Genomic DNA, 19655 nt, shown 5'->3' on the forward strand with positions numbered 1-19655 from the left:
TCCGGCCCGTGCGGCTAGTGCAGCCCCGCGACCGTCGCCCGAAGCGTCGCGATCCCCTCACCCGTTTCCGCCGAAGTCACGATCAGTTCGGGAAAGGCGGCCGGGTGGGGGGCAAGCTTGCCGCGCACCTGGTCGAGCACGCGGTCGCGCGTGGCCGCATTGATCTTGTCGGTCTTCGTGAGAACGCATTGGAACGTGACTGCGGCACTGTCCAGCAGCGCCATAATCTCTTCGTCCACCGGCTTGATGCCGTGGCGCGCATCGACAAGGACAAAGGCCCGACGCAGCGTCGCGCGGCCCGACAGGTACTGCTTGAGCAATGCCTGCCATTGGCGCACGACCGCGACGGGCGCGTTGGCGAACCCGTAGCCGGGCAGGTCCACCAAATAATGGCTTTCGCCGCAGGTGAAGTAGTTGATCTCTTGTGTGCGACCGGGCGTATTGGAGGCCCGCGCGAGGGCCTTGCGCCCGGTCATCGCATTGATCAACGTGGATTTTCCCACGTTGGACCGGCCGGCGAAACAGACCTCGGGACGGTCGGCGGGTGGCAGGCCATCCATCGCCACCACGCCCTTCAGGAAATCCACCGGACCGGCAAACAGCTTGCGGCCGGCCTCGCAGGATTCCGCATCGGGGGCCTCTGCGATCGGAAAGGACAGCGCCATCACGCCGCCTCACGCATCGGGGACATCAAGGGGACTGCCCCCGGCCTCACTTCTTCTTGTCCGCATCGGCCTGCGTCGCGCCTTTCCGGAAACCCGACATGATGTTGCCGAACACGTCCGGCTTGTAGCCCTGGCTGCGCATGATGAGGTATTGCTGCGAGAACGTGATCACGTTGTTGGCGATCCAGTAGATCACGAGGCCGCTGGCAAAGCTGCCCAGCATGAACATGAAGACCCACGGCATCCAGGCAAAGATCATCTTCTGCGTCGGATCCGTCGGCGCCGGGTTGAGCTTTTGCTGCAACCACATCGACACGCCAAGGCACAGCGGCAGGATGCCGATGAAGATCAGCGCCAGGATCGATCCCGGCTCGGGCGCGGCCCACGGGAAGATGCCCCAGAGGTTGTAGATCGACGACGGGTCCGGCGCAGAAAGGTCGCGGATCCAGCCGATCCACGGCGCATGGCGCAATTCCAGCGTGACGAAGATCACCTTGTAGAGCGAGAAGAAGATCGGGATCTGCAACAGGATCGGCAGACAGCCCGAGGCCGGGTTGACCTTCTGCGTCTTGTAAAGCTCCATCATCTCTTTCTGAAGCTTCTGCTTGTCGTCGCCGGCCTGCTCCTTGATCTTCTCCATCTCGGGCTGAAGTTCCTTCATCTTCGCCATCGAGACGTAGGACTTGTAGGCCAGCGGCAGCAGGACGACCTTGATCAGCAGGGTCAGTCCGATGATCGCCCAGCCCATGTTGCCGATCAGCGCGTTGAGCCAGTGCAGCACCGCGAAGATGGGCTTGGTCAGAAAGAAGAACCAGCCCCAGTCGATGGAGTCGAGGAAGCGTTCGACGCCACCCTCGTTCTGATAGGCCCGGATCACCGCCCAGTCCTTGGCGCCCGCGAACAGGCGGCTTTCCGACACGGTGGTTTCGCCCGGCGCCAGGCTACGGGTGCGCTGAACAGTCTCGGTCTGGTAGATGCCGCGGCGCGGGTCGTATTTGCTGACCGCCTTGAACGGATCGCCCTGCTGGGGGATCAGCGTGGTCATCCAGTAATGATCGGTGATCCCGATCCAGCCGTTCTCGTTGACCTGCGTGACCTCGGCGGGCGCCCCTTCGCGGGGGTTGAACTCGTAGTCCTCGACGTTGGAATAGCTGGTTTCGGTCAGCTCGCCATCGGCCATCCCGACCACGCCCTCGTGCAGGATGAAGAAGTTCTTCAGATTTTCCGGCGTGCCGTGCCGTGCGATGATGCCGTAGGGCGCAAGGCTGACGGTCTGCCCGCCGGTATTCTCGACGGACTGGCGGACAGAGAACATGTAATCGTCGTCCACGCTCAGCTCGCGCCGGAATTCGAGGCCGGACCCGTTGTCCCAGACAAGGGTCACGGGGCTGTCGGGGGTCAGGGTTCCGCCGCTCTCGATCTCCCAGATCGTGTTCGCGCCCGGCACGTCCTCGGGTACCAGCCCGCTGCCCGGCGCCCAGCCATAAAGCGCGTAATAGGGATTGTCGCTGCCGACCGGCGACAGCAGATGCACGATATCCGCATCGGGATCGATCGTTTCGCGGTAGTTCTTGAGAAGAAGCTCGTCTATCCGCCCACCCTGCAAGGACACGCTGCCCGTCAGGCTGGGCGTGTCGATATCGAGACGCGGCGCTTCCGAGGCGCGCGCGGTGTCATCCCCGGCGGCGGCGTCCGGTGACGTGTCGACCGACCCGTTCGGCACCTCGGCGCGGGGCGAGGTCAGATCGCCGGCGGACTCGGTCGCGGGGGCGTTGGGATCGACCGTCTCGGAATCCGGGGGCGGGAACATCACGAACCAGACAAGGATCACGACAAAGCTCAGCGCCGTCGCGAGGATAAGATTCTTGTTCTGATCATCCATGTTCGGGCACCGTCCGGCTGTTGAAAGTCACGAGGGGGGTTCAACAGAGTGCGGTCCCAAAGGTCAAGCGGTTTCCGGACCCAGGGCCAATCATGACAGGCCGTCACCGCCGTGAACCCGGATCGACGAATGTCCGGCGCGCATCGCGGCATCGGTCGCCGCCATCGATGCGTCGATCATCGCCCGACCGGATCGTTCGGTCAATGCGTCGTCGATGCAGATGCCCATCGAGGCGGACAGATGCACGTTGCCCGCGGTCAGCATCACGGGTTCCGCCAGCGCGGCCTGCAGCCGCTTGGCCAGCGCGAGGACCGCCGCCCGATCAAGACCGGGTCCTGGCGTCAGCAGGATCGCGATACGCCCGTTTGTCAGGTCGAAAAGCGAATCATCATGCCGTGTGCCAAGCGCGATGCGTTCGAGGCATTGCGTCGTCACGCGCTCGACCTCGGTCGCATCGCGGCCCGCGACGATCAAGGCGTGGTCGTCTATCTGCACCAACACACAGGCGAACGTTTCCCCTGTCCTGCGCACCGTGTCAAACGTGGCGTCGATCGCGTCGCGCAAGGGGCCGACCGTGGCGGCATCGCAAGCGCGCGCCCCACGCCAAGAACCGACGCGCCAGAATCCGGCGTGCCAGACGCCGGGGCGATCCGTGATCGGCAGACATCCCAGAAACACAAAGGGCGCCAGCAGAAGGCCGGTGCCGACCCCGAACCATGCAAGCGCAAGCCCGAGCGCCAGCGCGAAAACCAGAATCTTTGTCCCATGCGCCGCAAGATGCCGCGGGACAGGCCGTCTGCGTCGTCTGGAAGCGGTGCTTTTCCGCATGATACCCCCGATCAGTCTGTGCAGGTCTAGCAGGCCAAGCTTAACGGGGGCTGGAATATGCATCGGATTTTACGCCGGATTTTAGCGATCTGCCGCCGGTCCAAGGATGCCGGGCGCACCAGATGCGCGACCGGTCGCGACAAAACCGCCCGATGGGCACCGGGCGTGCGGCGTCAGCTGTTTGCGCCGTCGATCCACGCCGTGATGATTGCGCGCGCGCTGTCACTGTTCCAGTCCGCATCCCCCTGAAGGCGGGCGACCTCCTGCCCGTTCGGGTCGAGCAACACGGTGATCGGCAAGCCGAAAACACCCATCGCACGGGCAAGCGCGCTTTTCGGATCGCGGTGCAACGGCAGATTCTCGACGCCGATCTCGTCGAAGAACGCCTTCATTGCCGGCGGCGGATTACGCCCGGTGGCGATGGTCACCACCGCGAAATCCTCGGAGCCGAGCGCCTCTTGCAACGCGGAAAGCGTGGGCATCTCGTGCCGGCAGGGCGCACACCACGTGGCCCAGAAATTAACCACCAGATGCTGCCCCTCGTAATCGGCCAGCGTCATTGTGCTGCCATCGGCGCGCTCGAACGCCGTGTCCGGCGCGGCCTCGGGTGTGCCGTGGAAGGTCAGTTTCTTCATGTCCCCGTCGCGCAACGCCTCGAGGGCCGCCATATCGGCCAGCGCGCCGTTTGCACCAAGGCCAAGGGCGATATAAAGGATCAGGGCAGATATGCGTTTCATGACTTCCTCCGAAGGGCCGGACATAATGACGGACACGACCTCGAACCAGATGTGGGGCGGCCGCTTTGCCGCGGGACCGGACGCGATCATGGAGGCAATTAACGCCTCGATCGCGTTCGACAAGCGGATGGCGGTGCAGGACATCGCCGGATCGCGTGCCCATGCTGCCATGCTGGCCGCCACGGGCATCATAAGCGGTAGCGATGCCGAGGCGATGAGGGAAGGCCTGCTCACGATCTTGTCAGAGATCGAGGACGGCGAATTCACCTTTTCCGCCGCGCTCGAGGACATCCACATGAATGTCGAGGCGCGGCTGACCGCGCTGATCGGGCCGCGCGCCGGGCGGCTGCACACCGCGCGCAGCCGCAACGACCAGGTGGCGACCGATTTCCGGCTCTGGGTGCGCGATCAGCTCGATGCCGCGGATGACGGGCTGCAGGCGTTGATGCGCGCGTTGGTGGCGCAGGCCGAGGCGGGCGCGGACTGGGTGATGCCGGGCTTCACCCATCTGCAGACCGCCCAGCCGGTGACATGGGGCCACCACATGATGGCCTATGTCGAGATGTTCGGCCGCGATCTGGGCCGTGTCCGCGACGCGCGTGCACGCATGAACGAATGCCCGCTGGGCGCGGCGGCGCTGGCCGGCACCAGTTTTCCCATCGACCGCGACATGACCGCGCTGGAGCTGGGCTTTGACCGGCCATGCGCGAATTCCCTCGATGCCGTCAGCGACCGCGATTTCGCGCTGGAATTTCTGGGCGCCGCAAGCATCACCGCCATGCATCTCAGCCGGATGGCCGAGGAGCTGGTGATCTGGTCCTCGGCGCAGTTCCGGTTCGTGGCGCTGTCCGACCGGTTTTCGACCGGGTCGTCGATCATGCCCCAGAAGAAGAACCCCGACGCGGCCGAGTTGATCCGCGCCAAGGTGGGCCGTATCTTCGGCGCGAACGTGGCGCTTATGACGGTGATGAAGGGCCTGCCGCTGGCGTATTCCAAGGACATGCAGGAGGACAAGGAGCAGGTTTTTGATGCCGCCGACACGCTGATGCTGGCGCTCGCGGCGATGGAGGGCATGGTGCGCGACATGGTGGCGCAGCAGGCCCACCTTGAGGGGGCCGCGGCCTCGGGCTTTTCGACGGCGACGGACCTGGCGGACTGGCTGGTGCGGGTTCTGGACCTGCCGTTCCGCGAAGCGCATCACGTGACGGGAAGCCTCGTGGCGCGGGCCGAGGCCAAGGGTGTCGATCTGCCGGATCTGACCCTTGCCGACATGCAGGCGGTGCATGGCGAAATCGACGCGTCGGTTTATGATGTATTGGGCGTGCACAATTCGGTCGCCTCGCGCATCAGTCACGGCGGCACGGCGCCCGCGCAGGTGCGCGCACAGGTGGCACGGTGGAAGGAGCGTTTGAAATGAAACGGATCGGGGCCGGACTGTTGGGACTTGCCCTGCTGGCAGCCTGCGGCGTTGACGGACCGCCCGTGCGCCCCACGCTTGGGGCCACGCTGAGCGCGGGATCGGGCGGGGTGCACACCACGGTCCGCACGGGCGCGCGCGTTGGGAATGTGAACGTCGGCGTGGGGGTCGGATTATGAGATGGGTCTTCGCCGCTCTGGCGCTTTGGGGGGCCGTGCATCCGATGTATTACTTCATGTCCTACATGGCCGCGAACGACTGGAGCCTCGGGGCGCTGATCGATGCGTGGTATGTGAATGACAGCACGACCGGCCTGACCTGGGACCTTACCATCGCCGCCATCGCGCTGACCGTATGGGTGCTGGTCGAGGTCGTGCAGCGGCGGCACTGGATGGGGCTGATCGCCGTTCCGGCGACCTTCTGCATCGGGGTCAGTTGCGGGCTGCCGCTTTATATTTTCCTGCGCCTGTCGCGGGATGCCAAGCGCGGTATCTGAGTATTTTTGGAAAGATGAAGCGGGTGGGGCCAAGGCGTGGATCATTTTCTCTATCGTGACGGCGCGCTTTGCGCCGAGGATGTGCCGTTGGCCGAGATCGCGGACCGGGTCGGAACGCCGTTCTATTGTTACTCCACCGCGACGCTGACCCGGCATTTCAAGCTGTTCGACGAGGCGCTTGCCGGCATGGATCATCTGGTATGCTACGCGATGAAGGCGGCGAGCAACCAGGCGATCGTGAAGACGCTGGCCGATCTCGGGGCCGGGATGGACGTGGTGTCGGGCGGCGAATATGCCCGCGCAAAGGCCGCCGGCGTGCCCGGCTGCCGCATCGTGTTTTCCGGCGTCGGCAAGACCGGCGACGAGATGCGCATGGCGCTGGAGGGCGGCGTGCGGCAGTTCAATGTCGAGAGCGAGCCCGAGCTGGTCTTGCTGAGCGAGGTGGCGACGGGCCTGGGCGTGACTGCGCCGATCACCGTGCGCGTGAACCCGGACGTGGATGCGCGCACCCATGCCAAGATTGCCACCGGCAAGAGCGAAAACAAGTTCGGCATCCCGATCAGCCGCGCGCGCGCGGTCTATGCCGAGGCGGCACGCCTGCCCGGCATCGAGGTGGTCGGGATCGATGTGCATATCGGCAGCCAGTTGACCGATCTGGCCCCGTTCCGGCAAGCCTATGAAAAGGTGGCCGAGTTGACCGGCGCGTTGCGTGCTGACGGGCATGACATCAGGCGCCTGGATCTCGGCGGGGGCCTAGGCATTCCCTACACGCGCGGTAACGCCGCACCGCCGCCGCCCGACGCCTATGGCGCGCTGATCGCCGAGACGCTGGGTCATCTGGGCTGCGAGATCGAGATCGAGCCGGGGCGACTGATCGTCGGCAATGCCGGCATCCTCGTGTCTCGCGTGATCTACGTGAAATCCGGCGAGGGGCGCGTGTTCCTGATACTGGATGCGGCGATGAACGATCTGATCCGCCCCGCCATGTACGAGGCGCACCACGATATCGTGCCGCTGGTCGAACCCGCGCCCGGCGTCGAACAGACGCCGTATGACGTTGTCGGCCCGGTCTGCGAATCAGGTGACACGTTCGCAAAGGGGCGTCTGCTGCCCCCGATGACGGCGGGGGATCTGGTGGCCTTCCGCAGTGCGGGCGCCTACGGCGCGGTGATGTCGAGCGAATACAACACGCGGCCCCTGATACCGGAAGTTCTGGTCGATGGGCAGGAGTTTGCCGTGATCCGGGCGCGCCCGACCTTTGACGAAATGATAAAACGCGATACTCTTCCATATTGGCTCTGACGCGGTGTGCGCGTCGACCCGAGGAGTGATGCGGCCATGGCAGCGAACCGCCCCCCCCTGCGAGATGTGACGGCGCGATTGCGGTGGCCGCTGATGCTGACCTGGGCCGGGATGATCGCCGAGCGGGTATTGCGGGCCTTCTGGCCGGTCTGGAGTCTCGTGGCGGTGGTGGCCGCCCTTCTGATGCTCGGCGTGCAGGACGTGATACGGATCGGATCGGTCTGGATCGCCGGTGGTCTGGCATGTCTTGCGCTCGTCGCGTTGGCCATACGCGGTGTCGCGCGCTTCCGGTTTCCGGGCCGGGCCGCCGCGCTGGCACGGCTGGACGCGACGCTGCCCGGACGCCCCCTTGCCGCGCTGGCCGACACCCAGGCCGTGGGCGCGGGCGATGCCGGATCTCAGGCGCTCTGGCGCGTCCACCAGGACCGGATGGCGGCCCGTGCCGAAGCTGCGCAGGCAGTCGAGCCCGATCTGCGCTTGTCGCGGCAGGATCCGTTCGGTTTGCGTTACGTCGCGTTGCTGGCACTGGTGGTGGCGCTTCTGTTCGGCTCTGTCTGGCGCGCGGGATCGGTGACCGAGATGATGCCCGGTGCCGGCCAGGGATCTGCCCTGGCGCAGGGTCCAGTCTGGGAAGGTTGGGTCGAGCCGCCCGCCTATACCGGCCTGCCCACGCTGTACCTCGCCGATCAGAAGGGCACGGTGCGCGCGCCCGTGGGCAGTGAAGTTACCGTTCGACTTTATGGTGAGGCAGGCGCGCTGAGCCTGAATGAAGCAGTGTCCGGTCCGACCGGGCCGGACGACGGCGACGACGGCAGCGCGACCGAACCCGAGCAAAGCTTCGAGATCGTCCGCGATGGCGCGCTGCGCATCGACGGCCCCGGAGGACGGGCCTGGACGGTCGAGGCGACCGCCGATGCCCCCCCTGAAATTCGCGTGCTTTCGGACGAGGCCGAGGTCGCGTTCGACGGGCAGATGCGCCTGCCCTTCGAGGCGCGCGACGATTACGGGGTGGTGTCAGGCACTGCCGTGATCGAGCTGGACCTCGACGCGGTGGAGCGCCGCCACGGGCTTGCCGTGCCCCCCGAGCCGCGCGACCCGCTGACGCTTGACCTGCCGATGCCGCTGGCCGGCGACCGGACGGAGTTCTCCGAGGCGCTGATCGAGAACCTGTCGCAGCACCCCTGGGCCCACCTTCCGGTGGTCCTGCGAATGCAGGCCGAAGATGCCGTCGGGCAAACCGGCCTGTCCCGACCCGTGGACATGGCCCTGCCCGCGCGGCGCTTTTTCAACCCGATGGCGGCGGCGGTGATCGAGCAGCGGCGCGATCTTCTGTGGTCGCGCGACAATGCGCGCCGCGTCGCACAGGTGTTGCGCGCCGTGTCCTACCAGCCGCGCGAGGGGCTTTTCAGGTCGGAAAAGGCGTATCTGCGGATGCGCGTGATCATCCGCCGGCTGGAGGCCGGTATCGCCGATGACGGGCTGAGCACGGCGGAACGCGACGAGATCGCACAGGCGCTGTGGGATCTTGGGGTGCTTCTGGAAGATGGCGATGTGGGTGACGCGCTGGAACGCATGCGAAACGCGCAAGAGCGGCTGAGCGAAGCGATGCGCAATGGCGCCAGCGAAGAGGAAATCGCGCGCCTGATGCAGGATCTGCGCGACGCCACGCAGGATTACCTGCGCCAGAAGATGCAGCAGGCGCAACGCGACGATCCCGACGGGGGCGACGATCAGCGCAGCGCGGAAAACATGATGCAGATGAACCAACAGGATCTGCAGGACATGATGGACCGCATTCAGGAGCTGATGAACGAGGGGCGCTTCGCCGAGGCCCAACAGGCGCTGGAGGAGTTCCAGCAGATGATGGAGAACATGCAGGTCACCCAAGGCCAGGGCGGCGAGGGCCAGTCACCCGGCCAGCAGGCGATGGAAGGCCTGGCCGAGACGCTGCGCGATCAGCAGGGCCTGTCGGACGACGCCTTCCGCGACCTGCAGGACCAGTTCGATCCCGGCGGGCAGTCGGGCCCGTCACAGGGCGAACCGGGCCAAGGCGACCGCGAGGGTCAGCCGGGTCAGGGTGGACAGGGCAGCCGGAACGGCATGCAGCCGGGCGAGGGTCAGGGCGGTGATGGTCAGGGCCGCGCCGGGTCGCTGTCCGACCGGCAAGAGGCGCTGCGCCGCGAACTGCAACGCCAGCGGCAGGGGCTGCCGGGGCTGGGCGGCGAGGCCGGTGAGGCCGCGCGCGAGGCGCTGGAACGCGCCGAACGCGCAATGGAAGGCGCCGAGGAGTCGCTGCGCGATGACGATCTTCCCGGTGCCATCGACGACCAGGCCGACGCGATGGAGGCGCTGCGCGAAGGCATGCGCAACATGGGCGAGGCCATGGCCCAACAGCAGACCCCCGGCGGTCAGGGCGAGGGCGAAGGCCCACCGGGACAGGCGCAGGCCGATCCGCTTGGCCGCGAGGCGGGACAGGGCGGGCGCGTCGGTACACAGGACGATCTGCTTCAGGGCGAAGACGTCTATCGCCGCGCGCGCGATCTGCTGGACGAGATCCGGCGACGCTCGGGCGAGGGCGACCGGCCCGATATCGAGCTTGATTACCTCGAACGCCTGCTCGACCGGTTCTGAGACACGATCCCCGTCCGGATCATGTGCTGGACATTTCGGGCACAAGCTGCTTTGCCTGTCGCCCAACATGCATTCGTCGAGAGGGAAGCACGATGACCGGCACAGATCTGAAATCCATACTCAAGGATCCCACGCTGCTGGCCGAAAAGGCCTATATCAACGGTGACTGGGTGGATGGCGACAACGGCACGTTCGAGGTCATCAACCCCGCGCGCGGCGACGTGATCGCCAATGTGGCCGATCTCAGCCGGGCACAGGTGGCGCGCGCCATCGCCGGGGCCGAGGCCGCGCAGAAAGACTGGGCGAAATGGACCGGCAAGGAACGCGCGACCGTGCTGCGCCGCTTTTTCGACCTGATGATGGAGAACCAGCACGATCTCGGCGTGATCCTGACCGCCGAGCAGGGCAAGCCGCTGGCCGAGGCGACGGGCGAGATCGCCTACGGCGCCGCGTTCATCGAGTTTTTCGGCGAAGAGGCCAAGCGCGTCTATGGCGAGACGATCCCCGGCCATCAGCGCGACAAGCGCATCACGGTAATCAAGCAGCCGATCGGGGTGGTCGCCTCGATCACGCCATGGAACTTCCCGACCGCGATGATCACCCGCAAGGCCGGTCCGGCGCTGGCCGCGGGCTGTGCCTTTGTCGGGCGTCCTGCCAGTGAGACACCGTTATCGGCGACGGCGCTCGGCGTTCTGGCCGAGCGTGCGGGTATTCCCGCGGGCATTTTCAACATTGTTCCCTCGACCGAAGATGCCGAGATCGGCCGTGAATTCTGCGAAAACCCCGGCGTGCGCAAGCTGACCTTTACCGGCAGCACCGAGGTCGGGCGCATCCTGTTGCGGCAGGCCGCCGACCAGGTGCTGAAATGCGCGATGGAGCTTGGGGGCAACGCACCCTTCATCGTCTTCGACGACGCCGATCTCGATGCGGCGGTCGAAGGCGCGATCATGTGCAAGTTCCGCAACAACGGTCAGACCTGCGTTTGCGCCAACCGCATCTACGTACAGGCCGGCGTCTATGACGCCTTTGCCGCCAAGCTCAAGACGGCGGTGGAAAAGCTGAAGGTCGGCGACGGTCTGGCCGAGGGGACGACGCTCGGGCCGCTGATCGACGCCGACGCGCTCGACAAGGTGCGCGCGCATGTGGCCGATGCCACGGCCAAGGGCGGCACGGTCATCCTTGGTGGTGCGGAAGAGGCCGACGGCCTGTTCCTGCCACCCACGATCATCACTGGGGCGACCCGCGAGATGGATTTTTCCACCGAGGAAACATTCGGCCCTCTCGCGCCGCTTTTCAAGTTCGAGGATGAGGACGACGTGATCGACCTGGCCAACGATACCATCTTCGGGCTGGCATCGTATTTCTACGCCAATGACCTGAGCCGCGTCACACGCGTCGCCGAGGCGCTGGAATACGGCATCGTCGGCGTCAATACCGGTATCATCTCGACGGAAATGGCACCGTTCGGCGGGGTCAAGCAATCCGGGCTGGGCCGCGAGGGCAGCCATCATGGCATCGACGAGTTCCTCGAGATGAAATATATCTGTACCAGCGTCTGACAGTCTCGACCGGCGGGCCGGCGGGGGGTAGACTGGATCTACCCAATCTCTTGAGGAGGTTTTCGATGCGCCGCATCACCGCCCTGGCTCTCATGCTTTCGCTCGGCCCCGCCGGGCCGGTCCTGTCGCAGGCCGATGACACGCGCACGATCCGCGGTGCGCTCGGCTACATGCAACGCATCGCGTTGCCGCCCGAAGCCACGGCCATCGTGGTGGCAGAGGGACGGTTCGGCGCGATGCTGGGCGAGGCGACGCTCGACCCTGACGGACAACAGGTGCCCCTGCCCTTCGAGCTCACGGTGCCTTCGGGGCTTTCGGGGGATCTGGGCGCGGTGATCCGCGTCCATTTTGAGGCCCGTTGGGTTCTGGAAGGGCTGGAATTCGAGGCCGGGCGCGACACCGTCGATCTTGGAGAGTTGACGCTGGAGCCGGTGACGCCGCTGGCCTTCGCCAGCGATTTTATCTGCGGCGACATCCCCGTTTCGATCGGGGTTCTGGGCGACGACATGGTCCTGCGGGTCGAGGGCCGCGATATCCGGCTGGCGCAGGTCCGCGCTGCGTCTGGTGCACGCTACGAGGTGCTTGGCGAAACCGACACCCATGTCTGGAACAAGGGCGAGGCGATTTCGATCCGGCTGGAAGGGCGTGACCTGTCCGATTGCCGCAAAGTGCCCCCCGCCGACGAGGCCCCCTATCGCGCGCAGGGCAACGAACCCGGCTGGCATGTCATGCTGGACGCCGACACCGCCGAGGTGGTGGCCGATTACGGCGAGATCAGCCGCGAAGCCGCGCGTCCCGTGGTCCAGGTCGTGCCGGGCGCCTACGAGTTCGACATGCCCGAGGCCGATGCGACCCTGCGCGTCGAGGAACGGCTGTGTCACGACGACGCCACCGGCATGCCCTATCCCGACACCGCGCGGCTGACCCTCGACGGGCGCGAGCTGCGTGGCTGCGGCGGCAATCCCTCGGACCTGCTGACGCAAGAGCTTTGGCGAATTACCGCCCTCGGCGAGGCGGATCTGGTCGAGCCCGAACGCCTGTCGCTCAATTTCCTGCCGCCGGGGCGGGTTGCGGGCAGCAGCGGCTGCAACCGGCTGATCGGCAATTTCAACCTGACCGGAGAGGGCCTGCGCTTTGGTGCCATGGGCAGCACGATGATGGCCTGCGACGACGCCCTGATGGATCAGGAACGCCGCATGCTCGATGCGCTTGAACAGGTCGAACGTTTCGACATCACCGACGACGGCGCGTTGGTCCTGATCGGGGACGGGGACAAGATCCTGCTTGAGGCGCGCCAACCCTGATCCAACGACGCGCGGCGCGTCAGGTCATGCGCGCGCGATGCGCGTCGCCCCCATGATGTCGCGCAGCGGCAGTGCCCACCGTGGCGCATGACGCATGAAAAAGCCCGATCGGCATGAAGCCGACCGGGCGCAGACGTCTTGGCAGCGATCACGCCGCGTCAGTTCACCTTTTCAGCGTCCACGACATCCTTGGATACCGACGGCACGTCGCGCGAAATGCTGATCTGGCGCGGTTTCAGGGCCTCGGGCATCTCGCGTTCTAGGTCGATATGCAGCATCCCGTCCGCATGGGCTGCCCCTGTCACGTGTACATGATCGGCAAGCTGAAACCGCCGCTCGAACGCTCGGGTGGCGATCCCGCGATGCAGGTAGCTGCGATTCCGGTCCTCGTCGGATTTGCGGGCCGACACGACAAGCGCGCCGTCCTTCACCTCGACGTTGAGATCATCGGCAGAGAAACCCGCGACCGCGATAGAGATGCGGTAGGTATCGTCAGCCGTCTTTTCGATGTTGTAGGGCGGATAGGTGGGCTGCGACATGTCGCTGGCCATGGCCCGGTCCAGCAGGTCGGCCACCTGATCGAAGCCGACGGTCGCACGGTACAGCGGTGCAAGATCGAAGTTACGCATAAGTCATCCTCCTTTGAGCGATACTTTGATGCCGACCTTCCCGCACGGGACAGGCCGGTGACGCCCCGGCCCAAATTTCAGGCACCGAGGCGAGTTTGAAATGGGAAGCGCCCGACCCCCTGTCAAGAGCCGTACGGATCAATGGCGCGCGATGATCGCGTCCTTTTCGGGGGTCTGCACGGTCCGGGGAAAAACCCCCTGCCCGGCCTCAAGCGCCGCGCGCAGAACCCGCAGCGGATCCACGAGGCGCATGCCAAGCGAGACCTTGCGCCCCTCGACCTCGGCCATGGCCGAGATCACCGACACGATCTGCGGCCGCCCGCCCGCAAAGGAAAATACCGGCGCGCCGCTCGATCCGAAATCGACATCGCAGGACATCACCAGCATCCCTTCCTGTTGCGCCAGCACGGTGCAGGCATTCTGAAACGACGCGGCCTCGGCCCGGCCGCGCGCATAGCTCACGACGCCGATCGTCTCGCCCGGGCGCGGCTGATCGCCGGTCGTGAACAGGGTCACGCGGGCGGTGTCGATCGGCGCGGCCAGTTCCAGTAGCGCCACGTCATGGCGCACGCGCGCCGCCGTCACACCCGCGTCGAAGGCGTAATCGGGATGTATCACGGCACGCAGCACGGGGCGGTCGGCGACGGCCCGACCGTCGCGCAGCCCGGCCCTGAAAGCGATTCGCGCGGGGTTCAGACGCATACCGGTGTCACGGTCGTACAGGCAGTGCGCGGCGGTCAGGACAAGGTCGGGCGCGACAAGCGCCCCCGTGCAAAGCCCGCGCCCGTTCAGATCCAGCCGGCCCACCGCCTGCCACTGGCGGGCCGTGTCACCTATATCGAGGCGCTGCAAATGGCTGTCCTGCGCGGCCACGGCGCCACCAAGCGTGACCCAAAAACAGACGAAGCACAGGAACAGACGCAGCATTCGACCTCCGGCGCGGGGGTGTGCGCCTGTCGGCGCGTGGACATGGTATGCGAACTATGCCCGGATCAGCGCAGGACGGGAACCCCCGAAACCGCGCGCGGCGCATCCGACAGCGCGGGCGGCTTCGGACCCCCGGTGGCCCAGTCGAGCAATTCGACCGTGTGCACCACCGGCACCCCGATGCCCGACCCGATCTGCATCATGCACCCGATATTGCCGGCGGCGATAACGTCCGGGTTTTTCGCCTCCAGCGTTCGGATCTTTCGGGTCTTGAGCTGGCCGGATATCGCCGGCTGCATCAGGTTGTAGGTCCCCGCAGATCCGCAGCACAGATGGGCGTCGGCGGGCTCCACCACCCGGAACCCGGCTTGTTTGAGCAGATCCTTGGGATATGTCTTGATCTGCTGACCATGCTGCAACGAACAGGCGGCGTGATAGGCGACGACCATCTCTTTGTCGTCCCCCTCCGACAGGTCGAGCTGGATGAGGAATTCGCTCACATCCATGGCAATCGCGCTGACTTTTGCGGCCTCCTCGGCCAGCGGACTAAGGCGGAACATGTGCCCATAATCCTTCACCGTTGTCCCACAACCGCTGGTGTTGATCACTACCGCGTCAAGGCCCTCGCGATCCATCTCGCGCGCCCATGCGGTGATGTTGCGGGCGGCGCTCGCATGGCTTTCGGCGGTCTTGCCCATGTGATGGGTCAGCGCCCCGCAACAGCCCGCGCCGTCGGCCACCACCACGTCGCAGCCTGCCCGCGTCAGCAGGCGGATCGTGGCATCGTTGATATCGGTGTTGAGCGCGCGCTGCGCACAGCCGGTCATCAGCGCCACGCGCTTGACGCGCGCGCCTTGCGCGGGAAATACCTGTGGCGCGTCATTGCGGCTGACCAGCGGGATGCGCTTGGGCGCCATGTCGAGCATCGCGCGCAGCCGCGCATCGGGCATCAGCCGCGCAAAGGGCCGGCCGATCTTGGCCCCCAGCAGCGCCAGCCGGAACCGCCCCGGATAGGGCAGGATCCGCGCCAGCACCCAGCGCAGCGCCCGGTCCGACAGCGGCCGGCGGTACCGTTCCTCGATATATTCGCGCGCCTGATCCACGAGATGCATGTAATGCACCCCCGACGGGCAGGTCGTCATGCAGGCCAGGCACGACAGGCAGCGGTCGATATGCAGCACCGTCTTTTCATCCGGGACGCGGTCATTCTCCAGCATGTCCTTGATCAGGTAGATTCGGCCCCGCGGACTGTCCAGCTCGTCGCCCAGCACCTGGTAGGTCGGGCAGGTCGCGGTGCAGAACCCGCAATGCACGCAGGATCGCAGGATCTGGTTGGCGCGCGCGATCTTCGGATCGGCCAGTTGCTCGGGCGTGAATTCGGTCTTCATGCGCTCTCCATCCGGGCCATCAAACCGGGGTTTAGGATACCCCGCGGGTCGAACTTGTGCCGCAACCCGTTCTCCAGCGCCTCGACGGGCGCGGGCCGCGGGCCAAACGCCGCACGGCTGCGATCGCCCCGCACCCGCATGGCATGTCCGCCGCGCGCGCCGACCGCGGCACGGATTTCGGGGGCCGCGGCGCCCTCGGGCACCAGCAGCCAGATCAGCCCTCCACCCCAGTCGTACAGCGCCTGCGCGTCCGGCAGATCGGCCACGATCCCCGGCGCGTCGGTGGGTTTCACAGACACCCGCCAGACATCGCCGGTGCGCCCGTGAAAGGGGGCGACATCGCGCACCTGACGCCAATCGGCCGCGACGCAGTCGGAATCGGTGTCCAGCGTGCATGCCCCGACCCCCGACAGCATGGCCTGAACGCGTTCCGCGCGGTACGCGACCGACGCCTCCGAACCTTCCAGCCGAAGCAACGTAACCGGCGGGTCGCCCGGTCCCGGTCGCAGATGCGCCGCGCCGGTCACCTCGTAGGGCGACCCCAGCGCACGGCACAGCACCTCGACAGCCTCGGGATCGCTCAACCCGTAAAGCCGCAAGGTGCCTGTGCAGCCCGGCGCGGGCAGCACCTTCAGCGCCACCTCGCTCAGGACGCCCAGCGTGCCGTAACTTCCCGCCATCACCTTTGCCAGATCATAGCCAGTGACGTTCTTCATGACCCGCCCGCCATTGCGGATGATCCGCCCCTGCCCGTCGACAAGGCGCACACCCAGCAGGAAATCGCGGGCTGCCCCGGCCTGTATGCGGCGCGGGCCGCTGACATTCGCGGCCACGACGCCGCCAAGGGTCGGAACACCTTGGGTACCCAGCAATCCACGATGATCCATCGGCTCGAAGGCCAGTCGCTGACCTTCTGCGGCAAGCGCGTCCTCGATCTCCTCCAATGGCGTGCCGGCGCCCGCAACCAGCGTCAGCGCCCCCGGTTCGTAAAGCCTGATCCCACGCAATCCGGCCGTGCTCAGCCGTGCGCCGTTCGACGCCCGCCCGAGGGGCCGGGTGCCGCCCCCCTCGATGCGCAGCGGGCCGTCGGCCGCCTTGATGATTCCGGCAAGTTCGTCTTCGGTCTCTGGTGTCATGCGGTTTCTTCTTGGTTCAAATACCCAAATCCACCGACGCAGCCGCGTGCATCCGCGTCATGCAATGCGCCGCGCATCCGACACGTCCAGCGGAAACACCTTGGCGGGGTTGAGCAGCCATTTCGGGTCGAACACGTCCTTGACGTCCATCTGCGCGGCCAGATCGTCGGGTCCGTATTGATGCGACATCAGGTCGCGCTTCTCGATACCGACGCCGTGTTCTCCGGTCAGGCATCCGCCGACCTCGACGCACAGTTTCAGGATCTCCGCGCCGAACGCCTCGCAGCGCTCCAGCTCTCCGGGGGCGTTGGCATCGTACAGGATCAGCGGATGCATGTTGCCGTCGCCGGCATGAAACACGTTGGCCACACCCAGACCGAATTCCGCCGACATCTCGCCGATCCGGCGCAAGACATACGGCAGTTCGCCGACCGGGATGGTCCCATCGAGGCACATGTAATCGCCCAGCTGCCCCATCGCCCCGAATGCCGACTTGCGCCCCGTCCAGATCGCGGCGCTTTCGGCGGCCGACCGGCTCTGGCGCAGGGCGACGGGATCATGTGTGCGCGCAATCGCCTCGATCAGGGCAAGCTGTTCGTCGATCTCGGCCTCCGATCCCTCGACCTCGACGATCAGCAACGCCTCGCAGTCGGGATACCCCGCCTGTGCGAAATCCTCGGTGGCTCGGATGCAGGGGCGATCCATGAACTCGATCGCCACCGGCAGCACGCCGGCCTTGATGATGTCCGACACACAGGACCCGGCGACTTCGCTCGAATCAAAACCGATCAGCACCGGGCGCGCGCCCTCGGGGGCCCGCAGGATGCGCAAGCTTGCTTCGGTCACCACGCCAAGCTGCCCCTCGGACCCGCAGATCAGCCCCAGCAGGTCATAGCCGTCGGCATCCAGATACGCGCCGCCCAGCTCGACCACGGTGCCGTCCATCTGCACCAGCGTCACGCCAAGCAGGTTGTTGGTCGTCACCCCGTATTTCAGGCAATGCGCGCCGCCGGAATTCATCGCGATATTGCCGGCAATGGCGCAGGCCAGCTGGCTTGACGGGTCGGGGGCATAGAAAAACCCCTCTTCCTCGACGGCGCCGGTGACGCTCAGATTGGTGCGCCCGGTCTGCACCCGGATCACGCGGTTCTCGTAATCGGTCTCGATCACCTCGGCCATTCGCGCCACGCCAAGGATCACGCAATCCGCCGTCGGCAACGCGCCCCCGGCCAGCGATGTCCCCGATCCGCGCGGCACGACCGGCACGCCCATCTGGTGGCAGATCGCCAGCGCCCGGCTCACCTCGTCGGTCGAGGCGGGCAGAATCACCGCCATCGGCGGGCACTTGTAGGCGGTCAGCGCATCGCATTCATAGGCGCGTGTCTCGGCGACGTCGTCGATCACCGCGCCTTCGGGCAGCACCGTACGCAGGCGCGTCACCAAGGCGGCCTTGCGCGACTGGATCTCGGGGTCCGGAACGGGCATCTGCATCGGCATCTCCTCCAATTGGTCAACATCTATCGCCAATTCGCGGGTTTCGCGAGTCATTCATGCGCCCTGCGGCCGGGTAAAACTTGCATGCGGGGCCGCAGTCGGGCAAACGACGCGCATGGACTGGGTCAAGATCATACATCTTCTGTGCGTGATGGGCTGGGTGACGTCGATCTTCGCCGTCCCCCGCGCCCTGATCTACTGGCACCGCGAATGGGACCGGCTGGGCGAATTCGGCCCGCTGGGCGATCTGACCATCCGGCTGTACCGCTTTTCGCTGGGGCTGGGGGTGATCGGCATCGCCACCGGGCTGGTGCTGGCGCATTGGTGGGGCTGGCCGGCCTGGACGCATCTCAAGACCGCGCTGGTGCTGGCGCTTGCAGCGCATTACGGCTGGACCGGGCGACTGGTCCTGCGCGCCCGCAGGGGTGTGTTTACCGAAAGCGACCGTTACCTGCGTATCTTCAACGAAATCAGTGTTCTGGGCGTGATCGCGGTTCTCTGGGCCGTCGTCGCACGTCCGTTCTGAGCGCGGCGATGACGGGCCTGCCGTCAGAGTTTTCGGTGCTGACGCCATTTGATGCCCTGGGCGTGGCGTTCCTGCTGTTCGTCTGGATGGGGACAACCCTGCTGATCGAGAATGCGCCGCGCCGCTGGCCCTCGACCTCGAACCTGATGGCCAATTACCGTCGCGAATGGATGGTGCAATTCGTTGACCGCGATCCGCGCATCTTCGATGCCCAGGTGATCGGGCAATTGCGGCAGGGCACCTCGTTCTTTGCCTCGGCCACGCTGATCGCCATTGGCGGCACGCTGGCACTGCTGGGCGATCTCGAACGGGTCATGGGCGTCGCCGAGGATCTGACCGCCGGTCAGCAACCCGTGCTGGTCTGGGAGGTCAAGATCCTGCTGATCGTGGTCTTCCTCGTCAACGCGTTCCTTAAATTCGTCTGGTCGAACCGGCTGTTCGGCTATTGCGCCGTGATGATGGGCGCTGTGCCCAATACCCGCGATCACCCCGCGGCCCTGACCCGCGCAGCCAAGGCCGCCGAGATCAACATCACCGCTGCACGCGGGTTCAATCGCGGGTTGCGGTCGCTTTATTGCGCGCTTGCGGCGGCCGCGTGGCTTCTGGGGGCCTATGCGCTGATCGCGGCGGCCGGGATCACGGCACTGGTGCTCTTGCGCCGCGAATTCGCCTCGACCTCGCGCACCGTCCTGATGCGTCCGGACATGCCAGGGGATGACGACACGAAGACGTGA

18 protein-coding genes are annotated in these 19655 nt (G+C 66.0%); 9 read left to right on the forward strand and 9 right to left on the reverse strand.

Going from position 1 to position 19655, the window contains the following annotated elements; all coding sequences use genetic code 11:
* Positions 1 to 14 precede the first annotated feature (14 nt).
* From yihA to ACROSR_RS02320, 4 genes are all read right to left on the reverse strand, one after another.
* Positions 15 to 665, reverse strand: a complete 651-nt coding sequence (yihA, locus tag ACROSR_RS02305) for a ribosome biogenesis GTP-binding protein YihA/YsxC (protein WP_432682150.1) — start codon at positions 663 to 665, stop codon at positions 15 to 17.
* A gap of 46 nt (positions 666 to 711) precedes the next feature.
* On the reverse strand, positions 712 to 2547 hold the full coding sequence (yidC, locus tag ACROSR_RS02310; protein WP_432682151.1) for a membrane protein insertase YidC: 1836 nt from the start codon (positions 2545 to 2547) through the stop codon (positions 712 to 714).
* 90 nt (positions 2548 to 2637) lie between these two features.
* Complete coding sequence (locus ACROSR_RS02315; protein ID WP_432682152.1) at positions 2638 to 3375, reverse strand: hypothetical protein; 738 nt, start codon at positions 3373 to 3375, stop codon at positions 2638 to 2640.
* A gap of 173 nt (positions 3376 to 3548) precedes the next feature.
* Positions 3549 to 4112, reverse strand: a complete 564-nt coding sequence (locus ACROSR_RS02320) for a TlpA family protein disulfide reductase (protein ID WP_432682153.1) — start codon at positions 4110 to 4112, stop codon at positions 3549 to 3551.
* Between the two features lie 25 nt (positions 4113 to 4137).
* On the opposite strand from ACROSR_RS02320, the gene argH reads away from it, so the two are divergent.
* The 7 genes from argH to ACROSR_RS02355 all read left to right on the forward strand — a co-directional run bounded on the left by argH (position 4138) and on the right by ACROSR_RS02355 (position 12821).
* Positions 4138 to 5529: an argininosuccinate lyase gene (gene argH / locus ACROSR_RS02325; RefSeq protein ID WP_432682154.1), complete on the forward strand. Its 1392-nt coding sequence runs from the start codon at positions 4138 to 4140 to the stop codon at positions 5527 to 5529.
* On the forward strand, positions 5526 to 5708 hold the full coding sequence (locus ACROSR_RS02330) for an argininosuccinate lyase (RefSeq protein ID WP_432682155.1): 183 nt from the start codon (positions 5526 to 5528) through the stop codon (positions 5706 to 5708). Before argH ends, ACROSR_RS02330 begins: the two co-directional genes overlap by 4 nt.
* On the forward strand, positions 5705 to 6025 hold the full coding sequence (locus ACROSR_RS02335) for a DUF2834 domain-containing protein (RefSeq protein WP_432682156.1): 321 nt from the start codon (positions 5705 to 5707) through the stop codon (positions 6023 to 6025). Before ACROSR_RS02330 ends, ACROSR_RS02335 begins: the two co-directional genes overlap by 4 nt.
* Positions 6026 to 6061: 36 nt before the next feature.
* Entirely contained in the window at positions 6062 to 7327 is a 1266-nt protein-coding gene (lysA, locus tag ACROSR_RS02340; protein ID WP_432682157.1) for a diaminopimelate decarboxylase, read from the forward strand.
* A gap of 36 nt (positions 7328 to 7363) precedes the next feature.
* Positions 7364 to 9958: a TIGR02302 family protein gene (locus ACROSR_RS02345; RefSeq protein ID WP_432682158.1), complete on the forward strand. Its 2595-nt coding sequence runs from the start codon at positions 7364 to 7366 to the stop codon at positions 9956 to 9958.
* Between the two features lie 92 nt (positions 9959 to 10050).
* Positions 10051 to 11517, forward strand: a complete 1467-nt coding sequence (locus tag ACROSR_RS02350; protein ID WP_432682159.1) for an NAD-dependent succinate-semialdehyde dehydrogenase — start codon at positions 10051 to 10053, stop codon at positions 11515 to 11517.
* Between the two features lie 65 nt (positions 11518 to 11582).
* Positions 11583 to 12821, forward strand: coding sequence for an META domain-containing protein (locus ACROSR_RS02355; RefSeq protein ID WP_432682160.1), 1239 nt, complete (start codon positions 11583 to 11585; stop codon positions 12819 to 12821).
* Positions 12822 to 12979: 158 nt separating this feature from the next.
* On the opposite strand, the gene ACROSR_RS02360 is transcribed toward ACROSR_RS02355, so the two are convergent.
* From ACROSR_RS02360 to ACROSR_RS02380, 5 genes are all read right to left on the reverse strand, one after another.
* Entirely contained in the window at positions 12980 to 13450 is a 471-nt protein-coding gene (locus ACROSR_RS02360; RefSeq protein WP_432682161.1) for an Hsp20 family protein, read from the reverse strand.
* Between the two features lie 138 nt (positions 13451 to 13588).
* Positions 13589 to 14377 carry a trypsin-like serine peptidase gene (locus ACROSR_RS02365; protein ID WP_432682162.1) on the reverse strand — a complete coding sequence of 263 codons (789 nt, stop codon included), beginning with the start codon at positions 14375 to 14377 and terminating at the stop codon, positions 13589 to 13591.
* Positions 14378 to 14442: 65 nt separating this feature from the next.
* Entirely contained in the window at positions 14443 to 15765 is a 1323-nt protein-coding gene (gene glcF / locus ACROSR_RS02370; protein WP_432682163.1) for a glycolate oxidase subunit GlcF, read from the reverse strand.
* Positions 15762 to 16901: a glycolate oxidase subunit GlcE gene (gene glcE, locus ACROSR_RS02375; RefSeq protein ID WP_432682164.1), complete on the reverse strand. Its 1140-nt coding sequence runs from the start codon at positions 16899 to 16901 to the stop codon at positions 15762 to 15764. The genes glcF and glcE overlap by 4 nt, the downstream gene beginning before the upstream one ends.
* 57 nt (positions 16902 to 16958) lie before the next feature.
* The gene (locus tag ACROSR_RS02380; protein WP_432682165.1) at positions 16959 to 18392 is read right to left on the reverse strand and encodes an FAD-linked oxidase C-terminal domain-containing protein; all 1434 of its coding nucleotides are present in this window, start codon (positions 18390 to 18392) and stop codon (positions 16959 to 16961) included.
* 118 nt (positions 18393 to 18510) lie between these two features.
* Here ACROSR_RS02380 and ACROSR_RS02385 point away from each other — a divergent pair, with 118 nt between their 5' ends.
* Together ACROSR_RS02385 and ACROSR_RS02390 are read left to right on the forward strand one after the other, a co-directional pair.
* Positions 18511 to 18921, forward strand: coding sequence for a CopD family protein (locus ACROSR_RS02385; protein WP_432682166.1), 411 nt, complete (start codon positions 18511 to 18513; stop codon positions 18919 to 18921).
* A gap of 8 nt (positions 18922 to 18929) precedes the next feature.
* The gene (locus tag ACROSR_RS02390; protein ID WP_432682167.1) at positions 18930 to 19655 is read left to right on the forward strand and encodes a DUF599 domain-containing protein; all 726 of its coding nucleotides are present in this window, start codon (positions 18930 to 18932) and stop codon (positions 19653 to 19655) included.

The organism is Roseovarius tibetensis, assembly GCF_050896375.1.
GTDB lineage: Bacteria > Pseudomonadota > Alphaproteobacteria > Rhodobacterales > Rhodobacteraceae > Roseovarius > Roseovarius tibetensis.